The 23,842-nt window shown below is 40.1% G+C and carries 27 protein-coding genes; 1 reads left to right on the forward strand and 26 read right to left on the reverse strand.

Going from position 1 to position 23,842, the window contains the following annotated elements:
* Positions 1–7 precede the first annotated feature (7 nt).
* From LG307_RS12635 to LG307_RS12720, 18 genes are all read right to left on the reverse strand, one after another.
* The gene (locus tag LG307_RS12635) at positions 8–511 is read right to left on the reverse strand and encodes a YpoC family protein (RefSeq protein ID WP_404442398.1); all 504 of its coding nucleotides are present in this window, start codon (positions 509–511) and stop codon (positions 8–10) included.
* Positions 511–1,164, reverse strand: coding sequence for an endonuclease III (nth, locus tag LG307_RS12640; RefSeq protein ID WP_404442401.1), 654 nt, complete (start codon positions 1,162–1,164; stop codon positions 511–513). The genes LG307_RS12635 and nth overlap by 1 nt, the downstream gene beginning before the upstream one ends.
* A gap of 71 nt (positions 1,165–1,235) precedes the next feature.
* Positions 1,236–1,937 (reverse strand): DnaD domain protein, encoded by a 702-nt coding sequence (locus LG307_RS12645; protein WP_404442403.1) that lies wholly within the window; start codon positions 1,935–1,937, stop codon positions 1,236–1,238.
* A gap of 448 nt (positions 1,938–2,385) precedes the next feature.
* Positions 2,386–3,678 (reverse strand): asparagine--tRNA ligase, encoded by a 1,293-nt coding sequence (gene asnS / locus LG307_RS12650; protein WP_404442406.1) that lies wholly within the window; start codon positions 3,676–3,678, stop codon positions 2,386–2,388.
* 134 nt (positions 3,679–3,812) lie between these two features.
* Positions 3,813–5,000, reverse strand: coding sequence for a pyridoxal phosphate-dependent aminotransferase (locus LG307_RS12655; protein ID WP_404442409.1), 1,188 nt, complete (start codon positions 4,998–5,000; stop codon positions 3,813–3,815).
* Between the two features lie 21 nt (positions 5,001–5,021).
* Positions 5,022–5,495 (reverse strand): DUF5590 domain-containing protein, encoded by a 474-nt coding sequence (locus tag LG307_RS12660; protein ID WP_404442412.1) that lies wholly within the window; start codon positions 5,493–5,495, stop codon positions 5,022–5,024.
* A gap of 12 nt (positions 5,496–5,507) precedes the next feature.
* Positions 5,508–5,678 carry a YpmA family protein gene (locus tag LG307_RS12665; RefSeq protein WP_010193715.1) on the reverse strand — a complete coding sequence of 57 codons (171 nt, stop codon included), beginning with the start codon at positions 5,676–5,678 and terminating at the stop codon, positions 5,508–5,510.
* Positions 5,679–6,052: 374 nt separating this feature from the next.
* Positions 6,053–8,587 carry an exonuclease domain-containing protein gene (locus LG307_RS12670; protein WP_404442415.1) on the reverse strand — a complete coding sequence of 845 codons (2,535 nt, stop codon included), beginning with the start codon at positions 8,585–8,587 and terminating at the stop codon, positions 6,053–6,055.
* 156 nt (positions 8,588–8,743) lie between these two features.
* Complete coding sequence (panD, locus tag LG307_RS12675) at positions 8,744–9,130, reverse strand: aspartate 1-decarboxylase (protein ID WP_404442417.1); 387 nt, start codon at positions 9,128–9,130, stop codon at positions 8,744–8,746.
* 3 nt (positions 9,131–9,133) lie between these two features.
* On the reverse strand, positions 9,134–9,994 hold the full coding sequence (gene panC, locus LG307_RS12680; protein ID WP_404442420.1) for a pantoate--beta-alanine ligase: 861 nt from the start codon (positions 9,992–9,994) through the stop codon (positions 9,134–9,136).
* A gap of 5 nt (positions 9,995–9,999) precedes the next feature.
* The gene (gene panB, locus LG307_RS12685; RefSeq protein WP_404442422.1) at positions 10,000–10,830 is read right to left on the reverse strand and encodes a 3-methyl-2-oxobutanoate hydroxymethyltransferase; all 831 of its coding nucleotides are present in this window, start codon (positions 10,828–10,830) and stop codon (positions 10,000–10,002) included.
* A 247-nt stretch (positions 10,831–11,077) separates the two neighbouring features.
* Entirely contained in the window at positions 11,078–12,031 is a 954-nt protein-coding gene (locus LG307_RS12690; protein ID WP_404450445.1) for a biotin--[acetyl-CoA-carboxylase] ligase, read from the reverse strand.
* A gap of 2 nt (positions 12,032–12,033) precedes the next feature.
* Positions 12,034–13,251 (reverse strand): CCA tRNA nucleotidyltransferase, encoded by a 1,218-nt coding sequence (locus LG307_RS12695; RefSeq protein ID WP_404442424.1) that lies wholly within the window; start codon positions 13,249–13,251, stop codon positions 12,034–12,036.
* A gap of 21 nt (positions 13,252–13,272) precedes the next feature.
* Entirely contained in the window at positions 13,273–14,400 is a 1,128-nt protein-coding gene (bshA, locus tag LG307_RS12700) for an N-acetyl-alpha-D-glucosaminyl L-malate synthase BshA (protein WP_404442427.1), read from the reverse strand.
* Positions 14,401–15,111 (reverse strand): bacillithiol biosynthesis deacetylase BshB1, encoded by a 711-nt coding sequence (gene bshB1 / locus LG307_RS12705; protein ID WP_404442429.1) that lies wholly within the window; start codon positions 15,109–15,111, stop codon positions 14,401–14,403.
* The gene (gene mgsA / locus LG307_RS12710; protein ID WP_404442432.1) at positions 15,104–15,523 is read right to left on the reverse strand and encodes a methylglyoxal synthase; all 420 of its coding nucleotides are present in this window, start codon (positions 15,521–15,523) and stop codon (positions 15,104–15,106) included. Before mgsA ends, bshB1 begins: the two co-directional genes overlap by 8 nt.
* Before the next feature lie 13 nt (positions 15,524–15,536).
* A complete protein-coding gene (gene dapB / locus LG307_RS12715) occupies positions 15,537–16,340 on the reverse strand; it encodes a 4-hydroxy-tetrahydrodipicolinate reductase (protein ID WP_404442435.1) in 804 nt (267 codons plus the stop codon).
* Complete coding sequence (locus LG307_RS12720; protein WP_404442438.1) at positions 16,340–16,678, reverse strand: nucleotide pyrophosphohydrolase; 339 nt, start codon at positions 16,676–16,678, stop codon at positions 16,340–16,342. The genes dapB and LG307_RS12720 overlap by 1 nt, the downstream gene beginning before the upstream one ends.
* A 163-nt stretch (positions 16,679–16,841) precedes the next feature.
* On the opposite strand from LG307_RS12720, the gene LG307_RS12725 reads away from it, so the two are divergent.
* Entirely contained in the window at positions 16,842–17,717 is an 876-nt protein-coding gene (locus LG307_RS12725; protein ID WP_404442440.1) for a YitT family protein, read from the forward strand.
* Positions 17,718–17,812: 95 nt separating this feature from the next.
* Here LG307_RS12725 and LG307_RS12730 read toward each other — a convergent pair whose 3' ends face one another.
* From LG307_RS12730 to LG307_RS12765, 8 genes are all read right to left on the reverse strand, one after another.
* A complete protein-coding gene (locus LG307_RS12730) occupies positions 17,813–18,493 on the reverse strand; it encodes a zinc metallopeptidase (protein ID WP_404442442.1) in 681 nt (226 codons plus the stop codon).
* 85 nt (positions 18,494–18,578) lie between these two features.
* On the reverse strand, positions 18,579–19,376 hold the full coding sequence (locus LG307_RS12735; protein WP_404442444.1) for a sporulation protein YpjB: 798 nt from the start codon (positions 19,374–19,376) through the stop codon (positions 18,579–18,581).
* A 59-nt stretch (positions 19,377–19,435) separates the two neighbouring features.
* Positions 19,436–20,032: a DUF1405 domain-containing protein gene (locus LG307_RS12740; RefSeq protein ID WP_404450446.1), complete on the reverse strand. Its 597-nt coding sequence runs from the start codon at positions 20,030–20,032 to the stop codon at positions 19,436–19,438.
* Between the two features lie 71 nt (positions 20,033–20,103).
* Positions 20,104–20,898 (reverse strand): c-type cytochrome, encoded by a 795-nt coding sequence (locus tag LG307_RS12745; protein ID WP_404442447.1) that lies wholly within the window; start codon positions 20,896–20,898, stop codon positions 20,104–20,106.
* 35 nt (positions 20,899–20,933) lie between these two features.
* Entirely contained in the window at positions 20,934–21,608 is a 675-nt protein-coding gene (gene qcrB, locus LG307_RS12750) for a menaquinol-cytochrome c reductase cytochrome b subunit (protein WP_404442450.1), read from the reverse strand.
* Between the two features lie 3 nt (positions 21,609–21,611).
* Positions 21,612–22,121: a Rieske 2Fe-2S domain-containing protein gene (locus LG307_RS12755; RefSeq protein ID WP_404442452.1), complete on the reverse strand. Its 510-nt coding sequence runs from the start codon at positions 22,119–22,121 to the stop codon at positions 21,612–21,614.
* Between the two features lie 245 nt (positions 22,122–22,366).
* Positions 22,367–22,825 (reverse strand): YpiF family protein, encoded by a 459-nt coding sequence (locus LG307_RS12760; RefSeq protein WP_404442454.1) that lies wholly within the window; start codon positions 22,823–22,825, stop codon positions 22,367–22,369.
* Positions 22,826–23,291: 466 nt separating this feature from the next.
* A complete protein-coding gene (locus tag LG307_RS12765) occupies positions 23,292–23,828 on the reverse strand; it encodes a ReoY family proteolytic degradation factor (RefSeq protein ID WP_404442457.1) in 537 nt (178 codons plus the stop codon).
* Positions 23,829–23,842 lie beyond the last annotated feature (14 nt).

The raw sequence follows: 23,842 nt of genomic DNA on the forward strand, positions 1-23,842 counted from the left end.
TTTTCTGTTATTTCTTCTCTAAAGCCTTCATTTTATAAAACAGCTTGGCGCTTTCCGTGAACAGCTGTTGAAGCTGAATAAAGGCATGATATAGCCCCGGTTTCTTAAAAACAAATTCCAACCTCTCCTCTACATTTACCGGCTTCCATTTTAAGTAGACCGCATCTCTATTCCAATCAGTCAAACTTCTTACTGGCTGTTCATTCATCCAGAATAATAGTTGTAAAAACCAAGCAATGCAAGGAATTATTTGTTTCCTTGCTTCCTTTCGATTTCTGTCTTCATGAAGCGAGTTTAAAATAGTCTCTTTCTCTTTCCAACTTGCAAGTATAAGTGGAATAGTATCGCTTGTCTGTTCCCAAGGCAATTGATGTGGCGCTGCTCCCTGATAGTATGCAATATCATACTTGAATGGTATCTCAATGATATCTTTTAATCTGTATGCTTTTATCGAAATGGAGTCATGATTTGAATAAAAATGAGGATGGATAAATGTTTCTGGTATTTTCATTAGCCCACCTTCTTCTTCATTCTCTTCTTACCTTCCCTGCACATCTCAAGTAAAGGACAGCTTTCACATTGAGGATTCTGAGCTTTGCAATGATATCTTCCAAAGAAAATTAGTCGATGGTGGGTAGCAGACCACTCTTCTATCGGTATTTTTCTCATTAAAGTCTTTTCTACTTCAAGTACGCTGTCTTTCCACTTACAAATACCTAAACGCTTACTGACTCTTTCTACATGTGTATCGACTGCAATTGCTGGAACACCAAATGCAACGGATACAACCACATTTGCTGTTTTTCGGCCTACACCTGGTAATTTAACGAGTTCATCTCTTTCTTTTGGAACTTCTCCATTGTATTCCTCAAGTAAAAGTTGACACAAACTCCTAATATTTTTTGCTTTGTTTCGAAACAAGCCAATCGATCGAATATCTTGTTGCAATTCTTCTAGTGTAACAGCGAGATAATCTTCTGGCTTTTGATATTTTTGAAATAAGTTCTTCGTTACTTTATTAACAAGAGCATCTGTACATTGAGCGGACAACGCAACCGCGATTACCAGCTCGAAAGGATTTTTATGATTTAATTCACAATGTGCATCAGGGAACATCTCCCCCATCACATCTACTACTTCCTTTATTTGTTTAAGATTTAACATCCCATAAGTCCTGCCTTTCCGTAATTGCTAGAAAAAGGAACACGCAATTCCACATTACGTGTCCTCTTTTGTTAATCAAGCCAGTTATAAAATGGAACAGTGGAATTGCTTGATTTTTTTGGTGGTAAGGAAGTTGCTTTTTGGTGATTTTTACGGAACTGTTTTCCGTATTCATTAGCCTGATTAATGGTTTTGATGCCATTCTTTTTCCATTCAAAAAGAATCCTGTCTATATAACGAAAATTCAACTTCCCAGAGATTACAGCTTCTCTTAAGGCAGCTTTGATAATCGTTGGATCATGATGATCCTGGTCCATCCACATATTGAGGGATTCGCACTCAAACGGAGATAAAGGTCTGCCGAATTCCTGCTCAAACACTGTATAAAGGTTGATTTCTTGTTGTTGATTCATTTGCTGTGAAGCTTGTTTGTTTTGATCCATCATATAGGTGATCATTTTTTCCCATAGGGGTTGGAGAGAATATCGTTCGTATTTGATGGAGTACTCGTCCATTTCATCACTGATGGACACATACCCTTTTTGGAGTAGATGACGTAAGATTTCCATGCATTCTGTAGGATCAATTGTCATCTTATCTGCGATTTCCATAGGGGTTGGAAAAATTATGCCGCTTTCTACGAATGAATGTACATGTAGAAGTAGTAAAAACTCTTTTTCATTTAACCCAAGGTTTACATAGTTATTTAACAAATATTTTGGAACGGACAAGTTGCCCTCTTCCATGAATTGAATAAATTGCTCTTTTTTCATCTGAGACACCTCTCCGATAAGTATAACAAATTTCTATTGTTTCTTCATAGGTAATATATTTCAATATGATGATCATTATTAAAAGCTTCACCCACTGTAGGTGAAGCTTTAGATTTACCAGATAATGAAGACCTCACTTACTATTGATTGAAACAACTGAGGTCTTTATACCTTTTCAAGACCTCTCTCATCCTTATTTGACGCAACTGAGGTCTTCATACACCCTTCTCAAGACCTCTCTCACCCTTCGTTGACGCAACTGAGGTCTTCATACACCTTCTCAAGACCTCTCTCACCCTTCGTTGACGCAACTGAGGTCTTCATACACCTTCTCAAGACCTGTCCCATCCTTATTTGACGCAACTAAGGTCTTGAGATGAGATTTTTCTTACGAAATGAAATCATAAAAACAGCCACCCGTCTCCATAGCGGGTGACCCTCGTTATTGTTATGGGTATAAACGGTTTAATAATCTTGGGAATGGAATTGCTTCACGAACGTGCTCTGTTCCGCTTATCCACGCTACTGTACGTTCAAGACCAAGGCCAAAGCCGGAATGAGGCACAGAACCGTACTGGCGAAGCTCTAAGTACCATTTGTAAGCATCTGACTCTAAATTGTGCTCTTCTAAGCGTTGTTTTAATAAATCATAGTCATGGATACGCTCAGATCCACCAATAATTTCTCCGTATCCTTCTGGTGCGATGAGGTCTGCACATAGCACTACATCGTCACGTTCAGGATGAGGCTGCATGTAGAATGGTTTGATTCCTACAGGATAGTGCGTAATGAAAACAGGCATGTCATAGCTTTCAGCAATGGCTGTTTCATGTGGTGCACCGAAATCATCGCCCCACTGGATATCATCGAACCCTTTTTCATTTAAGAATTTAATCGCATCATCATAAGAAATGCGTGGGAATGGGGCTTGAATTTTCTCAAGTTTGGAAACATCTCTGTCCAGAATTCCCAATTCCAATTTGCAGTTTTTCACAACAGATTGAACGATGAAAGAAACATATTGCTCTTGAACAACAAGGTTGTCTTCGAACTCATAGAACGCCATCTCTGGCTCAATCATCCAGAACTCAATCAAATGACGTCTAGTCTTTGATTTTTCTGCCCGGAATGTTGGTCCAAACGAGAATACTTTTCCAAGTGCCATTGCAGCTGCTTCCATATATAGTTGTCCACTTTGAGAAAGATATGCATCTTCGTCAAAGTATTTTGTTGCAAATAGTTCAGAAGTGCCTTCAGGAGCACTTCCAGTCAAGATTGGAGGATCTACTTTTGAAAATCCATTTTCATTAAAGAATTCATATGTTGCACGAATAACTTCATTTCTAATTTTCATGATGGCATGCTGTTTTTTAGAACGCAGCCATAAATGACGGTTATCCATCAAGAATTCTGTTCCATGGTTCTTTGGAGTGATTGGGTAGTCCACTGCTTCATGGATCACGTCTACTCCTGTTACACCAAGTTCGTATCCAAATGGAGATCTTTCGTCCTCACGCACGATTCCTGTTACATATACAGACGTTTCTTGCGTTACAGATTTTGCTGCTTGGAATACAGCTTCATCCACTTCCGCTTTTACGACTACTCCCTGAATAAATCCAGAACCGTCTCGTAATTGTAGGAATGCAATTTTCCCACTTGATCTTTTGTTGGCAATCCAAGCACCAATGGTTACTTCTTCTCCAACATGTTTATGTACTTCAGATATTGTTGTTTTCACTACTTTATTCCCTCCAGCATTGTTCTAACAATGAAATTTACACATTTATGTACATACCCTCTATTATACAAGCCTGTAATATGGTACGCAAACAATTTTCCATACAATCTACATAAAAGAAAGGCTAAGTAATATTACTTAGCCGCCACTTTTGCCATATAGTTTGCAATCCGCTCTACAGCACTTTCCAATAAGTCAAGACTTGTTGCGTAGGAAAGTCGGACATAGTCATCCGCTCCAAACCCAGAGCCAGGAACAAGTGCCACTTTTTCTTCTTCTAGCAACGCTTTTACAAAACTGTCTACATCATTAAAGCCAGCCATTTTTGCAGCTTCAATAGCTTTAGGGAAGAGATAGAAAGCACCCTGTGGCTTGAGGCAGTGGAAACCAGGGATTTGATTCAGTTTTTCAAAAATGATGTTCAGTCTCTCCTCAAAAGCTTGTCGCATTACTTCTACATCATCCTGCGGTCCTTGATATGCAGCAATGGTTGCATATTGAGAAATGGATGTAGGGTTTGATGTACTATGGCTTGCTAGGTTTGTCATTGCACTGATAATTGTTTGGTTCCCTACAGCATACCCGATTCTCCAACCTGTCATAGAATGAGATTTGGATACACCATTAATGATGATTGTTTGCTCTTTTAGTTCTGGTGAAAGTTGAGCGATGGATATATGCTTGTTTCCATCGTAAAGCAGTTTTTCGTAAATTTCATCCGACACAATAAGAATATCATGTTCTAGACAAACTTTCCCGAGCTCTTCAAGTTCTTGCATGCTATAAACCATACCTGTCGGGTTACTTGGCGAGTTTAAAACTACTGCTTTGGTTTTTGGTGTGATCGTGGCTTTGAGTTGCTCAGCAGTAATTTTAAATTGATTTTCTTCCTTGCCTTCTACATAGACAGGTACACCTTCAGCAAGCTTCACCTGTTCTGGGTAACTTACCCAATAAGGAGTCGGAATAATTACTTCGTCCCCTTCATCAAGGATAACTTGGAAAAGTGTATATAATGCATGCTTAGCACCAATGCAGACAATTATTTCAGACGGTTTGTACGTTAATTCCTGATCACGCTCAAGTTTGTTGATGATTTCCTTCTTTAATGCAGGAAGTCCGCCTGAAGGAGTGTATTTAGTAAATCCTTTATCCATTGCTTCTTTTGCTGCATCCATAATATGGGCTGGTGTATTGAAATCAGGCTCGCCTGCTCCTAAACCGATGACATCATGTCCGGCGTCTTTAAGTTCCTTCGCTTTTGCCGTTATTTCTAATGTTGTAGATGGTGTTAACGTTGATACCCTTTTGGCTAATTTCATCTTTACTTCCTCCCGCTACCATTAAAAGATTATTCGTTGAAAGTATTCTCCATTTTCAAACTTAATGTAATAAAGATTATATTGATCATTACTGTCTTTAAATTTAATTTCCCACAATGGCGTGTTTTTTTCCATTGCAAGAGTAATGGAGATGATTTCTTTAGGTTGTCTGTCCGTTTGAAGATAGTTTAAAACCTCTTCTTTAGGAATCCCATCTTCCATCTTCATTGTATGAACAATTTCCTTGCTTTCTTTGACCCACACTACTAGTTCTTCTTTTTCGCTATCCGTTCCTTGTACAATGACATAGGAGTTTGTTCCATTATATGCCGCTACTTCTTCCACCGTTTGCAGCTCGGCACCTTTTTGGGCTAATGCCACTCCTTTTTCAATCTGATCTTTAACAGGAGACATGGCTGTTTGGTATATAGAGATACATTGCCACAAAATAATAATTACAATCATACTGACACTTAAAATAATCCATTTTTTCATTTCATCACTTCTTTATGTACGATATATTGTAAACACTGCTTTTTCTTTATCTTCTTGGTCTAGAGCCAAACCGAACATCAGGTTTTCTCTTTTTAATGTTCTGTTTAATGTATCCACGATTTTATATAAATCAGATGAATTTTCTACAGTTACGGTTGATAAGACCTCTATTTTACTTTCCATCCCAAAATCCTCCTGCGTTTAAACAATTTTTGTTACTTATACTGACCTGTGTTGTCGGTTAGAATATAAGTACTGAATCACCTATAGTGTTCAAACACATTATAACAGTTTCTATTCAGTTAAGTACATTGATGTACGTGAAAGTATAAAATTTGTCCTATCCCACACCAACTTGATGGGTGAATCTTTCTATAAATGGAAGATTCACCCCTTTTTTATTGAAAATTACGTTAACACCGCAGATGATTTCCGCAAATGGCTTCGCTTTCCGCGGGGCGACCTTGAGCCTCCTCGGCTCCGCCTGCAGGGTCTCAACATTGTCGCTACTCCCCCGCAGGAGTCTTCGCCTTTTGCTCCAATCTTCTGCTTTAAGTCTAATCCATACTATTAATGATGGAGAAGAAGGAGTCTTTTTTTATAATGGCGTTAGGTATGGCTGCCAGAAAGGAGTTGCCATATCTTTTTTCCACTACTCGCTTATCAAAGATGAATATTTCTTTTGGACCTTCTGCTTCTAAGAATTGACTTATCATCGTCTTAAATCTTAGAACTGCTATCGGCAATGAAACATCGGCAAAGGAATTGCGCCCTTGGCTCTCTATGGTGGAGATTTTTGCAGCCATAACTGGTTCATCCATCGACTTAAACGGTAGTCGCATGACAACAAGTGTGTCAATTTTCTCGCCTTGAAGATTAATCTCTTCAAGAAAACCATTCGTAACTAATAAAATGGCCTTTTCAAAATTAGCAGCAGCTTTAAGTATTTTTTGCTTGCCTCCTGACATGCTACTTTGACTTACCACTACTGTTTCAAATGCATTTGGCAGTGATTTAATTGCCTGGTAAACTGAACTCAACATCTCAAGGGAAGAAAAGGTCACAAGGATTCTCCCGCCCCTATCTTCTAAAAGCTCCAATAGCTGCATGGCAGCAATTTCGTTGAATGCTTCATTTTTTCCTCTTGTAATTGCTGGCATGTCTGTCGGAATAAATACGCCTGGATAGTCAGTTCCCGCATTTTCAACAGATATAGTTTTAGGGTAGAAATCTGTCAGTCCTAACTCCTCTAGCATGTAGTCAAAATTATTGTCCACACTAAGGGCCGGAGATATAAAAAGCACACTGCTTTTTTGCTGATAAAACTTTTCAGCAAGATTATGGGAAACATCAAGCGGTTGTTCATGGATAGTAACCGAGTTCCTTGCCCCTTTTATATGTACATCAAACCAATTTAGACTTTGATGGTCATCACTGAAAAGTAGGGCATTAAACGTGTCTCTCATTTGCTTCAATGCAGTAGCCTCTGCCTCTTTCTCCATTGATAAAAGGACTTCTGTCAACTTCATATACAGTCTTTGCGCAGCTTCTAAAACAGCATACCATCCTGGTGACTTTTCCTTCAACACATCATATCTGTATATGACTCTTGATTGCCCCGTCTTTGTTCTCAAAAGGCAGTAACTTCTTATCAATCGAAAGGCCTCGTCCAGTTCTTCTTTTGCCTGTTGAACAACAGGGGTTTCTTTTAACCTTGACAATGCAAAATATAGATCTAAATAACTGATTTCCTTACCAAGAAACCTACTTACGCTTTGATGAAAGGCACTGGCATCTTCCACAAGAAAATGCTCAATCTGCATAAATGCTTCGGGCTTCCAGATTTCTTTCGCAAGGAACATGTGATTGGTGAAGACAATAGACGCATTTTCCACTCTGTTCTTTGCTCTTACATAAAAACAAAGTTCCTCTTCTGACTCATTTATTGATACACCGTAAGAACAATTTATGGAATCCCAAAGCAGTCTTCCGCCGGAGGATAGAGAAAGCTCTTGCATATCTCCAGTTTCCGTTTCCGTCAACCAAACCAGAATTTGCGCCTTTGTTAATACAGCATCATAGTTATCATCATTTTCTGCTAGCACTGTCACAAACCTCGCCAAGCTTAGATAATAATACTTCCCTTTTATTTCTGAAAGGAGAAATGCCGCTTTATTACTTAGGGATGAAACTTGTTTTTCAAGCGCGTTTTTCGTTTCTAGCGTGGTAGCACTGATAACCACTTTTTTATTATTCACCAGAGCAAACAACAGCGCTCCAAAAGTGTGTAATTTATAAGATGGCGGAATTTCCAATAAACCGTGTTGCCGAGCATCTAATAAGGCAGACAAATCTTTGTCAAAAAGATTTAGCTGACCCTTCACCTTTGTTAGTAAATTACTTTTCGTTATTGCTTGCTCTTCTATAGGTTGTTGTGAGACTTTTCTAATAGCAAGCTTTTCATCGTATAGGACATGACTAAGAGAAGCCGACACACCTTTTTCTTGAAATAAGAGATGTATATCACTCTTCATGGAATGTAAAAATGTATGTAATTGTCGGATTGTTATGGAAGGAAGCTTTTGTATCTTCTCCAGAAGCTTTAGGAATACAATTGCTGTGGCTTCTGCGTCACTATCTGCTCTATGTGGATTGTCATGATTTAGTTTATAAAAAATGGATAAATCCGTTAATTTATAGCTTTTTTGTGTAGGTAGTAAGATCCTGGCCAATTCCACCGTATCAAATGTATTTCCGGAAAATGTCGGGTGACCGCTTGCTTTTAGCTCATGCTGCAAAAAAGAGAGGTCAAATGGCACATTGTGTGCAACTAATGACGAGCCTCTTAGCATTTCACACAGCATAGGAGCTATTTGTGCGAAGGTTGGTGCGCGATCAACCATTTCCTGATTGATATTGGTTAGTTGTTCAATAAAAGGCGGGATGGTACATTGAGGGTTCACAAAGCTTGCAAAGCGCTCGACTATTTCTCCATCTTCTATTAAAACAGCGCCAACTTGTATTATTTTGTCATTTTTCTTGGGAGTATTCCCTGTCGTTTCCAAGTCAAGAACGACAAATCGCTGTTTCATCTAATTCCACCTCATTACATCTCTTCAACATATATAAAAGGTACCATAGACACCATGTGAAAAAAATATGTAATTTTATTTTTCCCATGTTTAAATAGAAAAACCCCCTGTTTCGAGGGGGGATTCCATATAATGGTTGATTTTTGTTCCATTCATTTATACAATAACGGTCGCGGCTGGTTCTGTGCCCAGCATTTCGATTATTTCGTTGTATTCGTTCATGACGGCGACTTTTGGTTGATGATCTTTTACTTTTTCTTCCGTCATCATGGCATAGGAAATGACGATAATGACATCTCCTTCTTGTACGAGTCTTGCGGCCGCACCGTTCAGGCAAAAGTCTTTTCCACCTCTTTTGCCAGGGATGATATAGGTTTCAAAACGTGCGCCATTATTATTATTAACAATTTGCACTTTTTCGTTGGCAGCCATTCCCACTGCATCAAGGATGTCCTCATCAATTGTTATACTACCTACATAATTCAAATTGGATTCTGTTACCCTAGCTCGATGTATTTTTGCGTTCATTAGTGTACGAAACAATTTTTATTCCCCCTTATTGTATGAAAAAACAATGTTGTCAATGAGCCTTGCTTTTGAGAATTTTACTGCAATGGCAATGATCACGCTCTCCGCTTCCTTTACCTTCTCTAATTCCTGTAGGGTAGGATAAGCGTAAATCTCCACGTATTCCGCTTTATATCCTGTTTGGAGGAGGATGTCTTCCTCCATTTTTTGTTTTACGGTGTGGACTTTTTCCCCGTCTTCCAACAGTGATTTGCCAAGTGTCAGTGATTTATATAGAGAAGGGGCTTTAGTTCTCTCCTCTTCTGTCAGGTACACATTGCGGGAGCTTTTAGCAAGGCCGTCTTCCTCCCGGACCGTTCCAACTTTAACTAATTCAATTGGTAAATGATAATCGGTAATCAAGCCCTCTATGACTGCTACTTGTTGTGCATCCTTCATTCCAAAATAAGCAGCATCTGGGGAGACAATTTGAAACAGTTTCATCACAACTGTCGCTACTCCGTCAAAGTGACCTGGACGATGTTTTCCGCATAGAACATCGACTCGTTGCTCGACTTTTATGATGGTGGTTCGATTTTCTTTGTACATCTCCTCTACGGAAGGGTAAAAAAGAAAGTCCACTCCACGTAATTTTGCAATCTCTTCATCACGTTCAAAGTCACGTGGATAGGCATCTAAATCCTCATTTGGTCCAAACTGCAAAGGATTTACAAAAATGCTTAATACGACTATGTCATTATTTTTACGAGCTTCTTGTAGTAAAGTTTGATGTCCTTCATGAAGAAACCCCATCGTAGGAACGAAACCGATTTTTTTACCTTGTTGCTTTTCTATTTTAATGACACGTTGCATGTCAGAAATTTGTTTAATGATTTTCACGTTTCTTATCCCCCATATAATCGATGCAGCGTTTCCTCTTTCATCGTAAAACTGTGTTCCGGCTTAGGAAAGATATTTTCTTTTACCTCATGAACATACTGTTGCAGACCGTCTTTCATTAACACTTGGGAATCTACATAGGATTGCACAAACTTCGGAACCCGGTCTACTCCGTATTTCACGACATCATGGTAAACAAGCACTTGTCCATCAACATCTACACCTGCACCGATCCCGATCACCGGAATAGTAAGCTGAGCGGCTATATCCTTGGCTAGCTGCTTTGGCACGCACTCTAAAACGAGGGCCATCGCTCCTGCCTCTTCAGCCGTTCTTGCATCTTGTATCATTTTCTTGGCACTCTCCACATCTTTCCCCTGTACTTTGTAGCCTCCAAGAACACCTACTGATTGTGGGGTCAAACCAAGATGTGCTACTACTGGAATTCCAGCACTAGTCAAAGAGGAAATAACATGGAACACTTCCCCGCCGCCTTCCACTTTCAGTGCATGTGCCCCTGATTCCTGTACGATCCTTTTTGCATTAAGCAAGGTGTTCTCCATTGAAAGATGATAAGACATAAAAGGCATATCTGTAACGACAAATGTGGAAGGAGCCCCACGTTTTACTGCTTTGGTATGATGAATCATGTCTTCCACTGTAACTGGTACAGTAGATTCATATCCAAGAACGACCATGCCAAGAGAATCTCCGACAAGAATCATATCCACACCCGCTTCTTCTGCAAGCTTTGCCGAAGGGTAGTCATAGGCCGTCAACATGGCAATTTTCTCTTTTTCTTTTTTCATTTTCAAAAAGTCTGATGTAGTTTTCATTTTCCGTCCTCCTTTTAATTAAGGAGAGGAAAAGAACCGAAAAAATCCCTCTTTTGCGCATGCGAAAGAAGGATGTGGTGTATAGCTTAAAAAAATTCATTCAGTTCAATCCCTCTGTCCCAGTCCTTTGGATCAAGGCAGATATTTGGTTGGTTGTAAAAAAATATGAAAGTTGTCAGGTGCAGTTCTTTAACAGATACTGCCCAACACCACTATTATAGTGTATGTGATGAAAGAATGCCATCATTTAATCGCTTCCAATTTGTATATCAGCTGAGTGAATATAGTGTATTACATCTTGATCATCTTCAAGCATTAATACGCCGTCTTCTGTAATCCCCTTTGCTGTTCCTTCCAAGGTTCCTGTTATCGTGCGGGCAATGATTCTCTTTCCTATACTGATGGCATAGGACTCCCATAGTAGTTTGATCGGATAGAATCCATGCTCAAGATATTTTTGATACAAATATTCAAACTTCAGGAGGATTGTTTGGATAAGCTCTGCACGATTGACCTTCTCTCCGAGTTCAATAGACAGGGATGTAGCAATCGAATGGAGTTCTTCAGGGAAATGCTCTAAAGCGTGATTCACATTTATTCCCATGCCGATAATGACGGAATTTATTTTATCTGCTTCCGCCTGCATTTCCGTCAGAATGCCGACTGTTTTCTTTTTATTAATCAATATATCATTAGGCCATTTTATATCAGGACGTAAACCTGTTACCTCTTCAATGGCTTGCGTAATGGCAACTGCTGTCAATAATGTAAGTTGAGGAGCTTTAGCAGGGGGTAAGTTCGGGCGCAGAATTAAGCTCATCCAAACACCAGTATATTTTGGCGAGTACCAAGCCCTGCTCAATCTCCCTCTTCCAGATGTCTGTTCCTCTGCCACAATCAAAGTCCCTTCAGGAACGCCGTCATAGGCCAATTGATGGGCTATCTTTTGGGTGGAGGTGACGGAATCCTCAAAATGAATTTTTCGTCCAAGTGTTTCCGTTTTTAACCCTAAAGAGATCTCATTGTGTGAAATCTTATCTGGAATCGTTTTAATTCTATATCCTTTTCTTCTAACTGCCTCAAGCTCATAGCCTTCCTGCCTCAAATCTTCGATATGCTTCCATACGGCTGTTCTTGAGCATCCCAGTTCTTCGCTTATTTTTTGGCCAGATAGGAAATCACCTTCGATTTCAGTGAACATTTTTAATAGTTTGGATCGTATTTCTGTAGCCAATTGTACACCCACTCCTTCAGAGCCACTCTTTCATTTTTTGTTTCCTCATAAATTATAGCCATTTCCATATCTGATAGTATTTCGGAAATCCATTTTCCTTGTTTTCCGCCTGCCACTTCCATTAAATCATGGCCGTTGAACACCACATCTTTTAGACTGTATATGGGTAGGTTGTTATATATTTCATGAATCTTCGCGAAGGAAGCTAGCTCGTCCAAACCTAACACACTTAATACTTGATGGGCTTCTACCGTACGTTCAAGCCCCGCTCTGTATATAGATTCTTTTTCCCAGCCATCCTGTTGGAACTTTTCCATCATCCATAAATTCTCCACGACGGCCTTACTTATTTTCTTTGGAAGTTTCCAGCTGGTTAAAAAACGTTCCGCTTCTTGCTCGCCTATCTCTAAAACGTGTCCCAGTACGGTCCATATAGCGGAAAGGCTATTAAGATGATGCAGCGGTACATCACCCAGCTTCAGCAACTGCTCCTCTTTCCCACCAAGCTTAGGAAGGTATGTATAAAGTCCTGTGGAAACCAAAAGCTCTAAACCATATTTCACACCCTGGCCACGTAAAAGCTTCTCCATTTCTACCGTTTTTCGCTCAGTAGAAACGTTCTCAAGAAGTACATTATCTTCTTTAATACCTAAAAAGGTGGCTGCTTCTAAAGAAAAGGACAATTGACTAGAAAACCGGACAGCACGGAGCATCCTCAAGGCATCCTCCCTGAAGCGCTCTGTTGCTTTTCCAACAGTACGAATAACTTTTCTATTTATATCTTTTTCTCCATCAAATGGATCTAATATTTTGCCATGTTTGGTCATGGCTATCGCATTCATCGTGAAATCCCTTCGTTTCAAGTCTTCCTGAAGACTTTTCACAAATACCACTTCATCCGGATGCCTATTATCTGTGTAGTTTCCATCAGTTCGAAATGTTGTCACTTCAAAACTTTCCTGCTCTGATGTGATGACAATAATCGTTCCATGTTCTGCGCCTACATCTACCGTCTTTGGGAAAATGGTTTGAATTTCATCAGGTGTGGCGGAAGTGGCTATATCAATATCCCCAATCACTCTGTCCATTAAGGTATCCCGAACAGAGCCTCCAACAAAGTAAGCCTCATGTCCGTTCTCTTCCAAACGCTCAATGATTTCAATTCCTTGTCGGAAGGCTTTGTTCATGTTTTCTCCCCCGTTTATCATTCAGTGCTTAATCAGTTGCTTGTACATATCTTCGTACTGTTCCACAATTCTTTGAGAACTGAAATGCTCTTTTACTCTTGAAATCGCATTTTCCGCAAACTCTTTATGTAGGGTTGCATTCCCCAATATTTTTACCGCATTTTGCGCTATATCTTCCACATCTCCAACATCACTTAAATAACCTGTCCTTCCGTCTTCTATTACTTCTGGAATTCCACCGATTTTGGTCCCGACAGAAGGAACGCCGCAGGCCATTGCCTCTAGTAACACCAGACCGAAACTCTCTTTTTCTGATAAAAGAAGCATAAGGTCGCTGATGGAATATAAGTCTTCAAGGTTCTCCTGCTTTCCAAGAAATAGCACCTTATCTTTTAATCCAAGTTCGCTTACTAGATTGCAGACCACCGAAATTTCCGGTCCATCTCCAACAAGCAGCAACTTGGACGGGACTTGCTTTTCAATAAGGTGGAATGACTTCACAACATCCTGCACTCTCTTTACCTTCCGGAAGTTGGACACATGGATGATGACCTTTTCATCATCAGGAATGCCATATTGGGTTTTCAAGTCCTGAGTATCCTTTTTCGTGTAAACCCGCTCATCAATAAAGTTATAAACTGTCTGAATGGCCTTCTTTGGTTGAAGAAGGTCGTATGTCTGTTGAACAAGTGACTCAGAAACAGCTGTTACCACATCTGAACCTTCAATTCCAAATCGAATCATATCGTTTAACGATGGATCGTAGCCTAAAACCGTTATGTCCGTTCCATGCAAGGTGGTTACTATTTTTAATTTATCGTCCGTCATTTTTTTGGCCAAATATGCACAAACGGCATGGGGAATGGCATAGTGAACATGAAGCAAGTCCAACTTTTCCCTTTTAGCCACTTCTGCCATCTTGCTTGCTAAAGCCAAGTCATAAGGGGGGTACTGGAAGACAGAATACTGATTCACCTGTACTTCATGGTAATAAATGTTGCTATATACTTTATTTAGTCGGAAAGGCATACTCGAGGAGATGAAGTGGATTTCATGTCCCTTCTCCGCCAAGAGTTTCCCTAATTCCGTTGCAATTACCCCAGATCCCCCTACCGTTGGATAACAGGTAATGCCTATTTTCAATTTCAATTAAATCCCACCTAGTAAATCATAATTTAGGACAAGTGGTCCTTTGGCAAAAAAGCCTTCAGCGTACTTGGAACCGATTTGCTTGCCATATGCCCGTTCGCGACTGATCACTGCGTCCACATATCCATTCGTAAGCGGTGTATCCACACTGTCCTTATCTTTTTCAAATTGACTTGCGTAGGCCTGAAGTGCTTTTGCTTTTTTATCAATTTGATCTGATATATCTATGTAAAATTCCGGTTTGTACACCCCATTTATTTGATAAAAATAAAGGTTTTCTGGTTTATGTGCGTTCTGCTTCTTATTGTCTTCTACCATTCTTACCCCAGAAGAAAACACAGCCTCTTCCACCAACTTTGCGCAATTTCCATGATCAGGATGACGATCTTCATGGTAAGGGGCAAAGACAAGGCGAGGTCTAAATGTTCTAATTACAGAAATGATCTCGGTTATGTATTCTTCTTTCAGAAATAAGCCCCTGTCTGGCAGGGAAAGCTGAATAAGTTCATCGAGTTCCAAAATCCCTGCAGCCTTGGATGCTTCGCTTTGCCGAATTTCTACAGTTCCATTGGACGATTTCTCTGCAAAAGTCAAATTGCAAATACCGGTTCTAAGACCTTGTTCTTTAAGCTTGGCAAGCGTTCCTGCCATACCTATTTCGACATCATCCGGGTGTGCCCCAAAAGCGAGGATGTCCAATGATTCACTCATGGCTCTTTGTCTCTTTGCCGTGAACAATCTCTCTCCAGCTGAGCTCTCCCCTTGCAAGGCCATGGACTAATATCTCTGCAGTCCCCATATTTGTTGCCAGTGGAATGGAATACACATCACATAAACGAAGCAAGGCCGTCACATCTGGCTCATGAGGCTGTGCTGTCAATGGATCGCGGAAGAAAATGACTAAATCCATTTTATTTTTGGCGATCATGGCCCCAATCTCCTGGTCCCCTCCAAGTGGTCCAGACTGGAATCTATAAATTGTAAGGCCAGTAGCCTCTGCAATTCTAAGGCCTGTTGTACCGGTGGCGAAGATTTCATGCTTTTCAAAAATGGTCTTATACGCTGTAGCGAATTGAATCATATCCGGTTTTTTCTTATCGTGTGCAATTAATGCAATCTTCATGACAGTTCCCCCGTTACTCGATAATATTTTCCAAGCCGTACACTAACTCTTCCAAATTCATGATTGTTTCAACCGAAAGTTTCACCCCAGACATGAAGCTTGCACGATTATAAGAATCATGTCGGATGGTTAAAGATTGCCCTTCTCCGCCAAATATGATTTCTTGGTGCGCTACAAGTCCAGGCAGCCTAACACTGTGAATGCGGATGCCATCTTTTGTTTCTGCTCCTCTTGCTCCTTTGATTGTTTCCTCTTCCTCAGGGTGGCCTTGTCGTTTTGGCTCACGCGTTTTGGAGATAAGCTCTGCCGTTTTTATAGCTGTGCCTGACGGAGCATCTAATTTCCTGTCATGATGCAATTCCATGATCTCCACATCTTGGAAATGCTTGGCAGCCATTTGAGCAAACTTCATCATTAATATAGCTCCAACCGCAAAGTTCGGGGCAATGATGACACCGACTTTTTTAGACGCTGCAAGGTCTTTCAATTCTTTAAGCTCTTCTTCATTAAAGCCGGTCGTGCCGACTACAGGGCGAATCCCATATTCCACCGCAAGTATTGTATTAATCTTACCGATCTCAGGAGTGGTAAGATCAATTAGTACATCTGCCTCCACTTCTTGAAAACAGGTTCTTGGATCATTGTAAATGGGTGCATCAATCTTAGGAAAACCTTCCACTTCAGAAAGTAATTTGCCTCCATTCACTCTATCCAAACATGCAACCAATTGAAAATGTTCTACATTATGTATTAAATCCACCGCTTCTTGTCCCATACGTCCACGCGGTCCGGCAAGAATTATCTTGATGTTCTTCATTATTTTCCTTCCTCCTCAATCCTTGTCCATCTATCTTTATCTCTTGTTTGGAACTTTTCCATCACACGGTCGTGTGCTTCTTGTAAATCTATATTTAAAGAATTGGCGAAACAGATCATAACAAACAGCATATCACCTAACTCTTCCTCCACCGTATTTTCTTTTTCTGTATTTTTCTTCGGTTTTTCTCCGTAATAATGATTAACTTCCCGAGATAATTCACCAAGTTCTTCTGTCATTCTCGCAAGCATTGCTAACGGGCTGAAATAACCTTCTTTAAACTGGGAAATATAAGAATCAACTTCCTTTTGCATCTCTTGCATCGTCTTTTCACTCATGCCCATGTCACCTCACCTTATCATGTTAGCTAAAACCTTATCATTTGACAAATGTTTGAGCTTGTATGAGTAGTTTATCTGTTCACTTATTTACATTTACTTATCTTCTTCTTGTCTATTATAATAGAGAGGTTGTAAACTATCTAGGTCTTGGAGGTTCATCATGTTAAAAGGCTTGAAAATCAAAAACATTATCTACATACTAATCGGTTCTGCCATTTTTGCATTTGGTCTCGTCAACTTCAATATGCAAAACAATCTTGCAGAAGGAGGCTTTACCGGTATTACCTTGCTTTTATACTTTCTTTTCCGCTTTGACCCTTCCTATACCAACCTTTTACTGAATATCCCTATCTTTTTCATCGGTTGGAAACTACTTGGCAGGAATACATTTTTCTACACGCTTATTGGGACCTTCAGTTTGTCCTTATTTTTGTGGATATTCCAAAGGGTGCCTTTAATGTTTCCTCCTCTTGAAGATGATTTAACTTTAGCAGCGTTGTTTGCCGGAGTATTCATCGGGATAGGTTTGGGAATTATCTTCCGTTACGGTGGAACAACAGGCGGGGTGGACATCATCGCACGCCTTGCTCACAAGTACATTGGCTGGAGTATGGGAAAAGCCATGTTCATGTTTGACGCAGTAGTTATCGTCCTCTCATTGATCATGTACTTAACCTACCAGGAAGCGATGTACACGCTTGTTGCTGTGTTTGTTGCCGCTCGTGTGATTGATTTCATGCAAGAAGGCGCATACGCCGCTAAAGGAGCAACCATTATTTCTGAAAAGAATGAAGAAATTGCTTCTAAGGTTCATGCGGAAATGGACCGAGGGGTGACTATATTACGTGGACAAGGTTCCTTTTCAAAGGTCGAACGCAATGTATTGTATTGCGTTGTAGCAAAAAATGAGTTGGTAAAGTTGAAAAATGTCATCATCTCTGTTGATCCTCATGCGTTTGTGGCGGTCAGTGATGTACATGATGTGCTTGGTGAAGGCTTTACATTGGATGAGAATAAGAATCCGGTAGAGCGATGATTGTTACACGTTGAAGGTCTTCATACTCGTTATGAAGGCTTTTATTTTTGAAGTAAAAAAAGCAGCCAATTCAAGGCTGCTTCTACACGATCATACTATTCCCGGCTACCCAAATATATCAAAATAAACCTGACCAGTTCCGCTACCGCAACAGCAGCCGCCGCCACATAGGTCAATGCCGCCGCATTCAGTACCTTCTTCGTTTCACGTTCCTCATTATTATTAATGATTCCAAGCGACACCACTTGATCCATCGCCCGATTAGAAGCGTCAAATTCAACAGGCAGGGTGACAAGTTGAAACAGCACCGCAGCCGCCATAAAGATGATACCGACAAGAATCAGGTTACTTGCACCGAAGATTAACCCTGCGAAAATCAGGAAGAACGACATATTGGAACCAATACTTGCGACTGGTACCAATGAATGACGAAACCTTAAAAAGGCGTAATCTTGGTTGTCTTGGATGGCGTGGCCGACTTCATGTGCCGCGATGGCCGCACCTGCAATGGAATTCCCATGGTAATTATGGGATGACAGCCTGATGGTTTTTGAGCGGGGATCATAGTGGTCCGTTAAATGACCTCTTGTCTCCTCCACCCTCACATCATGAATGCCGTTATCGTGTAATATCCTCCTGGCAACCTCAGCTCCCGGCATCCCGGATGAGGAAGCGACTTTAGAATATTTTTTATAAGCGCTTTTCACTCTTGATTGAGCCCATAATGGAACAATCAGCAAGAAAGCAAAATAGATTAGATACATTCCCAATCCCATTAGTAAGTCCCTCCTTAGCTTCATAACACACAGCTAACTGTAGTCTTCCTATTAGGATTATTTTATTTGCTCTATTTTATCCCTGTCAATCTTTAAGCTTTTTGCGCATTTCAAGCTTCTTAGCCCCTAAGTATTTGCGGATGGCCACGTAGGACAGTGTCAACAAAATAAAGCTTCCTGTAGAAATCATGACCCATAGAAACGAAGGATCTGTTTCATCTTCCTTAAGTTCTTTAAACAAGGATTTAAGATCTGCTTCAATTACTTGCATATCGTCAAATTCCTCAGAATGGGAAAGCAGAGCCTCTCTATTTTTATCCAAATAATCGATATGGGCATCCACTTTCTGAATATACTCTGGCTTAACGTCCATCCTTACACTTGGATGGATCATATCATACTCCAATAACAGTCTACGGTATAAGGTTTCATAAGAATCACTGTCTCTAGTATCAACAGAATCCTTCAATTGTTGGAAAGTCATGATTAATGGGTCTTCCATCTCCACCCACATCGGTTGGTGTTTCGAGGTCATGGCATCTACAGCCAAACGCAGTCTGATGATTGCCCTGACTTTTTCTTCATGAGGAAGCAGTGTGTCACTGAGGGACGCCATTGATTGTTGATGAACAACAGAAATAATTCTTACCTCATCGGATGGAATCTGCTGGTTCGTAACCATCACCTTTGTAAATTCGTCTGAAAAAATATCGAGCAGATTGTGCGCTTCTACATATCTTTCCGTTTTTACTAACTGAAGCGCATCATCCATGATAAAATTCAGTGCAAATGGCTGCAATGGCTCATGAGAGTGTGCATTTATACCTGTCGGGAAAATAAGTAAAAGTAATAGAATGGCTACTATATGTTTTTTTGCTTTCATCGCTTGTCCCTCCCATATTCTCTACTAAATGTTATGAGAGTGTGGACAAGGTTAGAACATTATTCCATGGACAACTTCATCCTATTATTCCTTAAAGAAAAATAATACGCGACGGCAATTGAAAATATACTTAACCAGAAGGTGAAATATCCGATTTGTGGCAAGTATTTCATTAAGCTTCCATACCATGGCATCATTTTGAAAACATAGTCAATAACATCATTATGTAAAGTCCAAACCCCAGCTGCAACAAGGTGCCATAGTTTAAAACGATAATAAGGACTATATAAAACTCCTTGGACAGCCATTGCGCCATGTGAAACGATCAGCATATACCCTTCAATAGGAAGATACCCTGTTTCCATAAGCGTCAAAATGTTCATTACCACCGCCCATATTCCGTATTTCACTAGCGTGACAATTGCTAACGCTTCAAACAGTTTGAAATTCTTTTTTAGAATAAAACCTACCAAGACAAAACAGAAAAAGAGGCTAGCCGTAGGACTGTCGGGAACAAAAATAAGAAAAATGGCAGGGGTTTCTGCTAATTGATAGCCATACCATACATACCCATAAATGGTGCCAAGAACGTTAATAATCAACACCAGCCACAGCATCATAGGTGTTTTCAATAAGTGTATAAACCAAGTTAACATCATGTTTCCTCACTTTTTTGATTGATGTTTCCATTATACAAAAAAGCTGGCTAAATTAGCCAGCTTCTAAGTTATTGTGCTTCTGTAGCTTTTTCATTCATCTCAACTAGGTAGTCACCCAGGATTTGAAGTTCTTCATCCGTCCCTTTGAAAAGGTCTGCAGGCATTCCACCGATACCGTTTACCGCGATATCTGCATAGTCTTCAGCAGTCATATCAGGGTTATCAAGTAGAGATGGAGCCATGCCAGGGCTACCTTGAAGATTATTAGCATGACAAGATAGGCAAGTGTTTTCTTGAAGAATTAAGTAACCTTCAGCATTCTCATCAATTTCAATATCTAATTCGTCTCTGATCTCACCTTGTTCAGCTGCAGCTTCCCAGTCATGAGAATCTACGGACTGCCAAGTTAAGAAGAAGATTGAAGCAATACCAAGAAGCATAAGACCAGTTGCGATCGGACGCTTACTTGGGCGACGCTCAGGACCACGATCTAGGAATGGAGCAAGTAATAATGCACCAAATGCTAGACCCGGCATTACCATTGCACCAATTACTGTGTATGGACCAGCGGCATATTGATATTTAAGTAATTCGTATAAGAATAAAAAGTACCAGTCAGGTAAAGGAATGTATCCAGTATCCGTTGGGTCTGCAATTCGCTGTAACGGTGGCTCATGCGCTACTGTCAAGCATAAGAATGCAATCAAGAATACTGCCCCAACCATCCATTCTTTCAACAAGAAGTTTGGCCAGAACGCTTCCGTTTTACCAGGAAACTCAGAGTAATCTTTTGGAATATTAGGTTTACGAACCGCCGGGACACGGGAGTCACCAACGAATTTCATACCTTTTCCTCTATGCATATAGGTTCCCCTCCTTTGTTATCAAAAATTAAATCTTATAGCGGTCCAGAGATACCTTGCTTACGAATCATGACAAAGTGAGCTCCCATTAAACCAAATAGGGCTGCAGGTAAGAAGAATACGTGAATCGCAAAGAAACGGGTCAGTGTTTGTGCACCAACAATTTCTGGATGTCCAGCAAGCAATACTTTCACTGCATCTCCAATAAGTGGTGTTGCGGCAGCAATTTCTAAACCTACTTTTGTTGCGAATAACGCTTTCATATCCCAAGGCAATAAATATCCAGTAAAACCAAGGCCTAACATAACGAAGAAGATTAATACTCCTACTACCCAGTTAAGTTCACGAGGTTTCTTATATGCACCTTGGAAGAAAACGCGAAGTGTATGTAAAAACATCATTACAATAACTAAACTCGCTCCCCAGTGATGCATACCGCGGACGATTTGACCGAACGCAACTTCATTTTGCAGATAATATACGGATTCCCACGCATTTTTGATATCCGGAACATAGTACATAGTTAAAAACATACCGGATAATACTTGAATTACCGTCACAAAAAACGTTAATCCACCAAAACAGTATACAAATGCGGAGAAATGATGTGCTGGGTTTACGTGTTCAGGAACCTCATGGTCCGCGATATCGCGCCACATCGGCGTAATATCTAATCGTTCGTCAACCCAATCATAAATCTTATTTAACAATTATTACGCCTCCCCTTTAGGCTTAGCGCTACCTAAATATACTTTTCCATCTTCCACTTTGTGCTGGTACACATCAAGTGGTGAAAGTGGTGGAGTATTAGGTACGTTATCACCGTTTTTGTAATACAAACCATAGTGGCACGGACAGAAGAACATTTCTGGGTTGCTAGGATCAGAAGCCCAGTTCACCGTACAGCCCAAATGTTTACAGATAGGAGATAATGCAATTATATCGCCCTTCTCACTTTTGAATATCCAAGCAGCTCTTGGTTCTTCAGATTCATACCATGCATCAATTTGATCAATTTTGAAATCAAATCGTTGTGGTTCAGTCGTTAATTCGCTTTCATCACAAACAGCGACCATTTCTTGGTCTGTACCGGCTTTTAATACAGGATCAATTGCAAAACGGACCATTGGCATCAGCATACCTGCTGCCATGAAACCGCCTACACCAGTAAGGGTATAGTTTAAAAATTGACGTCTAGACACGCGATGGTTTTTCTCACTCATTGTTTTCCCCCCTCTATAGAAAGAACTAAGTCCATACGGACAGTAGATTATAACACATAGAAAACTAGGACATTCTCATGATATATCAATCTTGTCCCAAGGTCAATAATCTCCTGCCTTGAAAAAATGGCAAGGTTGTGACTTATTTTCAATCCTCTTAAAATATTTTCGTTTTTTTATTGCTTTTTTAATATCATTTTGCTAGTGGCTTCCCTTTTGGGATATTTTGCACCATTTTTGCACTTTTAATCCTGCCATTTTTGAATGAACATTGGCAATAGCTGATTCATCTGATCTTGAATGATTTTCTGTTTATATTTTTCTTCCATATCCTCTAATGGAATGGCGGGGAGCCAAACGAGCTTTCCTTCCAATTGTTGTTCCTGCTGATTCCAAGAACTGTCGGAAGTCATTAAAAACACATGTTTAATATTGTTTTCTTTAATATGAAATGAAAGGTTATTAAGCTGCACTACTTTCTTTTCCGCTTGGTCCTTTTCCACGTAACTAAATGGCGGCAACAGGATTACTCTTCCTTTAAATTGCCTTTCCAATTCGTAACTTAATATGTTTATGTATTCTCCGTGAGAGGCAATCGTTTTGATATTGTCTCCGAAACTAATCGGCATCAAAGGAATAATCACGGTATCTATGTATTCTTTTGCTTGAACGTACTGGGAAATATCTTTGCTTGTCCATTTCATGGTTTGGTTTCAACTCTTTCTTTAAGGAATTTATGGTCGTTCTTTAAATATAAGTTTTGTGGTGGGTGAGGTCAAATATTATGGGAGAACCCACGTATTTTTCCAATCATGAACAAATCATCACTTCCGTATCAGTACCTGAGCTTCATCATTGACCATTTAAATGAAATTTCATTGTCACTGAGGTCTTCATAATGGTGATGAGGACCTTTCTTCTCTATTTTTCACTTCAGTGAGGTCTTCATTCACGCCCATGAGGACTTCTCTTCTCCTTTTTTCTCCTCACTGAGGTCTTCATCACGTCCATGAGGACTTCTCTTCTCCTTTTTCCTCCTCACTGAGGTCTTCATCACGTCCATGAGGACTTCTCTACCCCTTTTTCCTCCTCACTCACGTCTTCATCCCCACAATTATTTTCCAATCAACAAAAACCCCCCCAACATTTGAGTTGAGGGGGTGCAAATTTTTATAATCTCTTCAATTGACCTGTCAATTTACGAAATGCCTCTTCATCCTGCCGATCCAGTGCATCATCAATCATTTTCAATAGCTTATCTTTTTGGAAAGTATAAATGGATTCTTCTAGCATCCTCTCTGCCAGTATACGATCCTTTTCATTGATTTGGGGCTGTTTTGGCATGAACGGATTATCTTCGAGCACCGCCGCGTATTGAGGCGAATGGTATACAGAACGGAAATTCAACTGGATATAAATATCCTCATCCCTATTTAGCCTAATATCATGGAAGGACTTTTCCGCATCCGTCGTCATCACATTTTCCTTATAAAACCTGAATGGCACTTCCTCTACACAATGGGTTGACATGATAATACCCCTTGGACAGAACTGGGCTTGCTCGACAAAATGAACTTTCCTCATCAACTGGTCATGACTCATCAAATAGTTTAAAATCCATACACATTCACGTCTTTTTAACTGATAGTTTCCTAAGAACCACCTTATAAAGTCCTTCTTCTCGTTGACAGATACAGGGGTAGCCACAACTATCGTCCCTC

This window comes from Sutcliffiella horikoshii, assembly GCF_044809035.1.
Taxonomy (GTDB): Bacteria; Bacillota; Bacilli; order Bacillales; family Bacillaceae_I; genus Sutcliffiella_A; species Sutcliffiella_A horikoshii_G.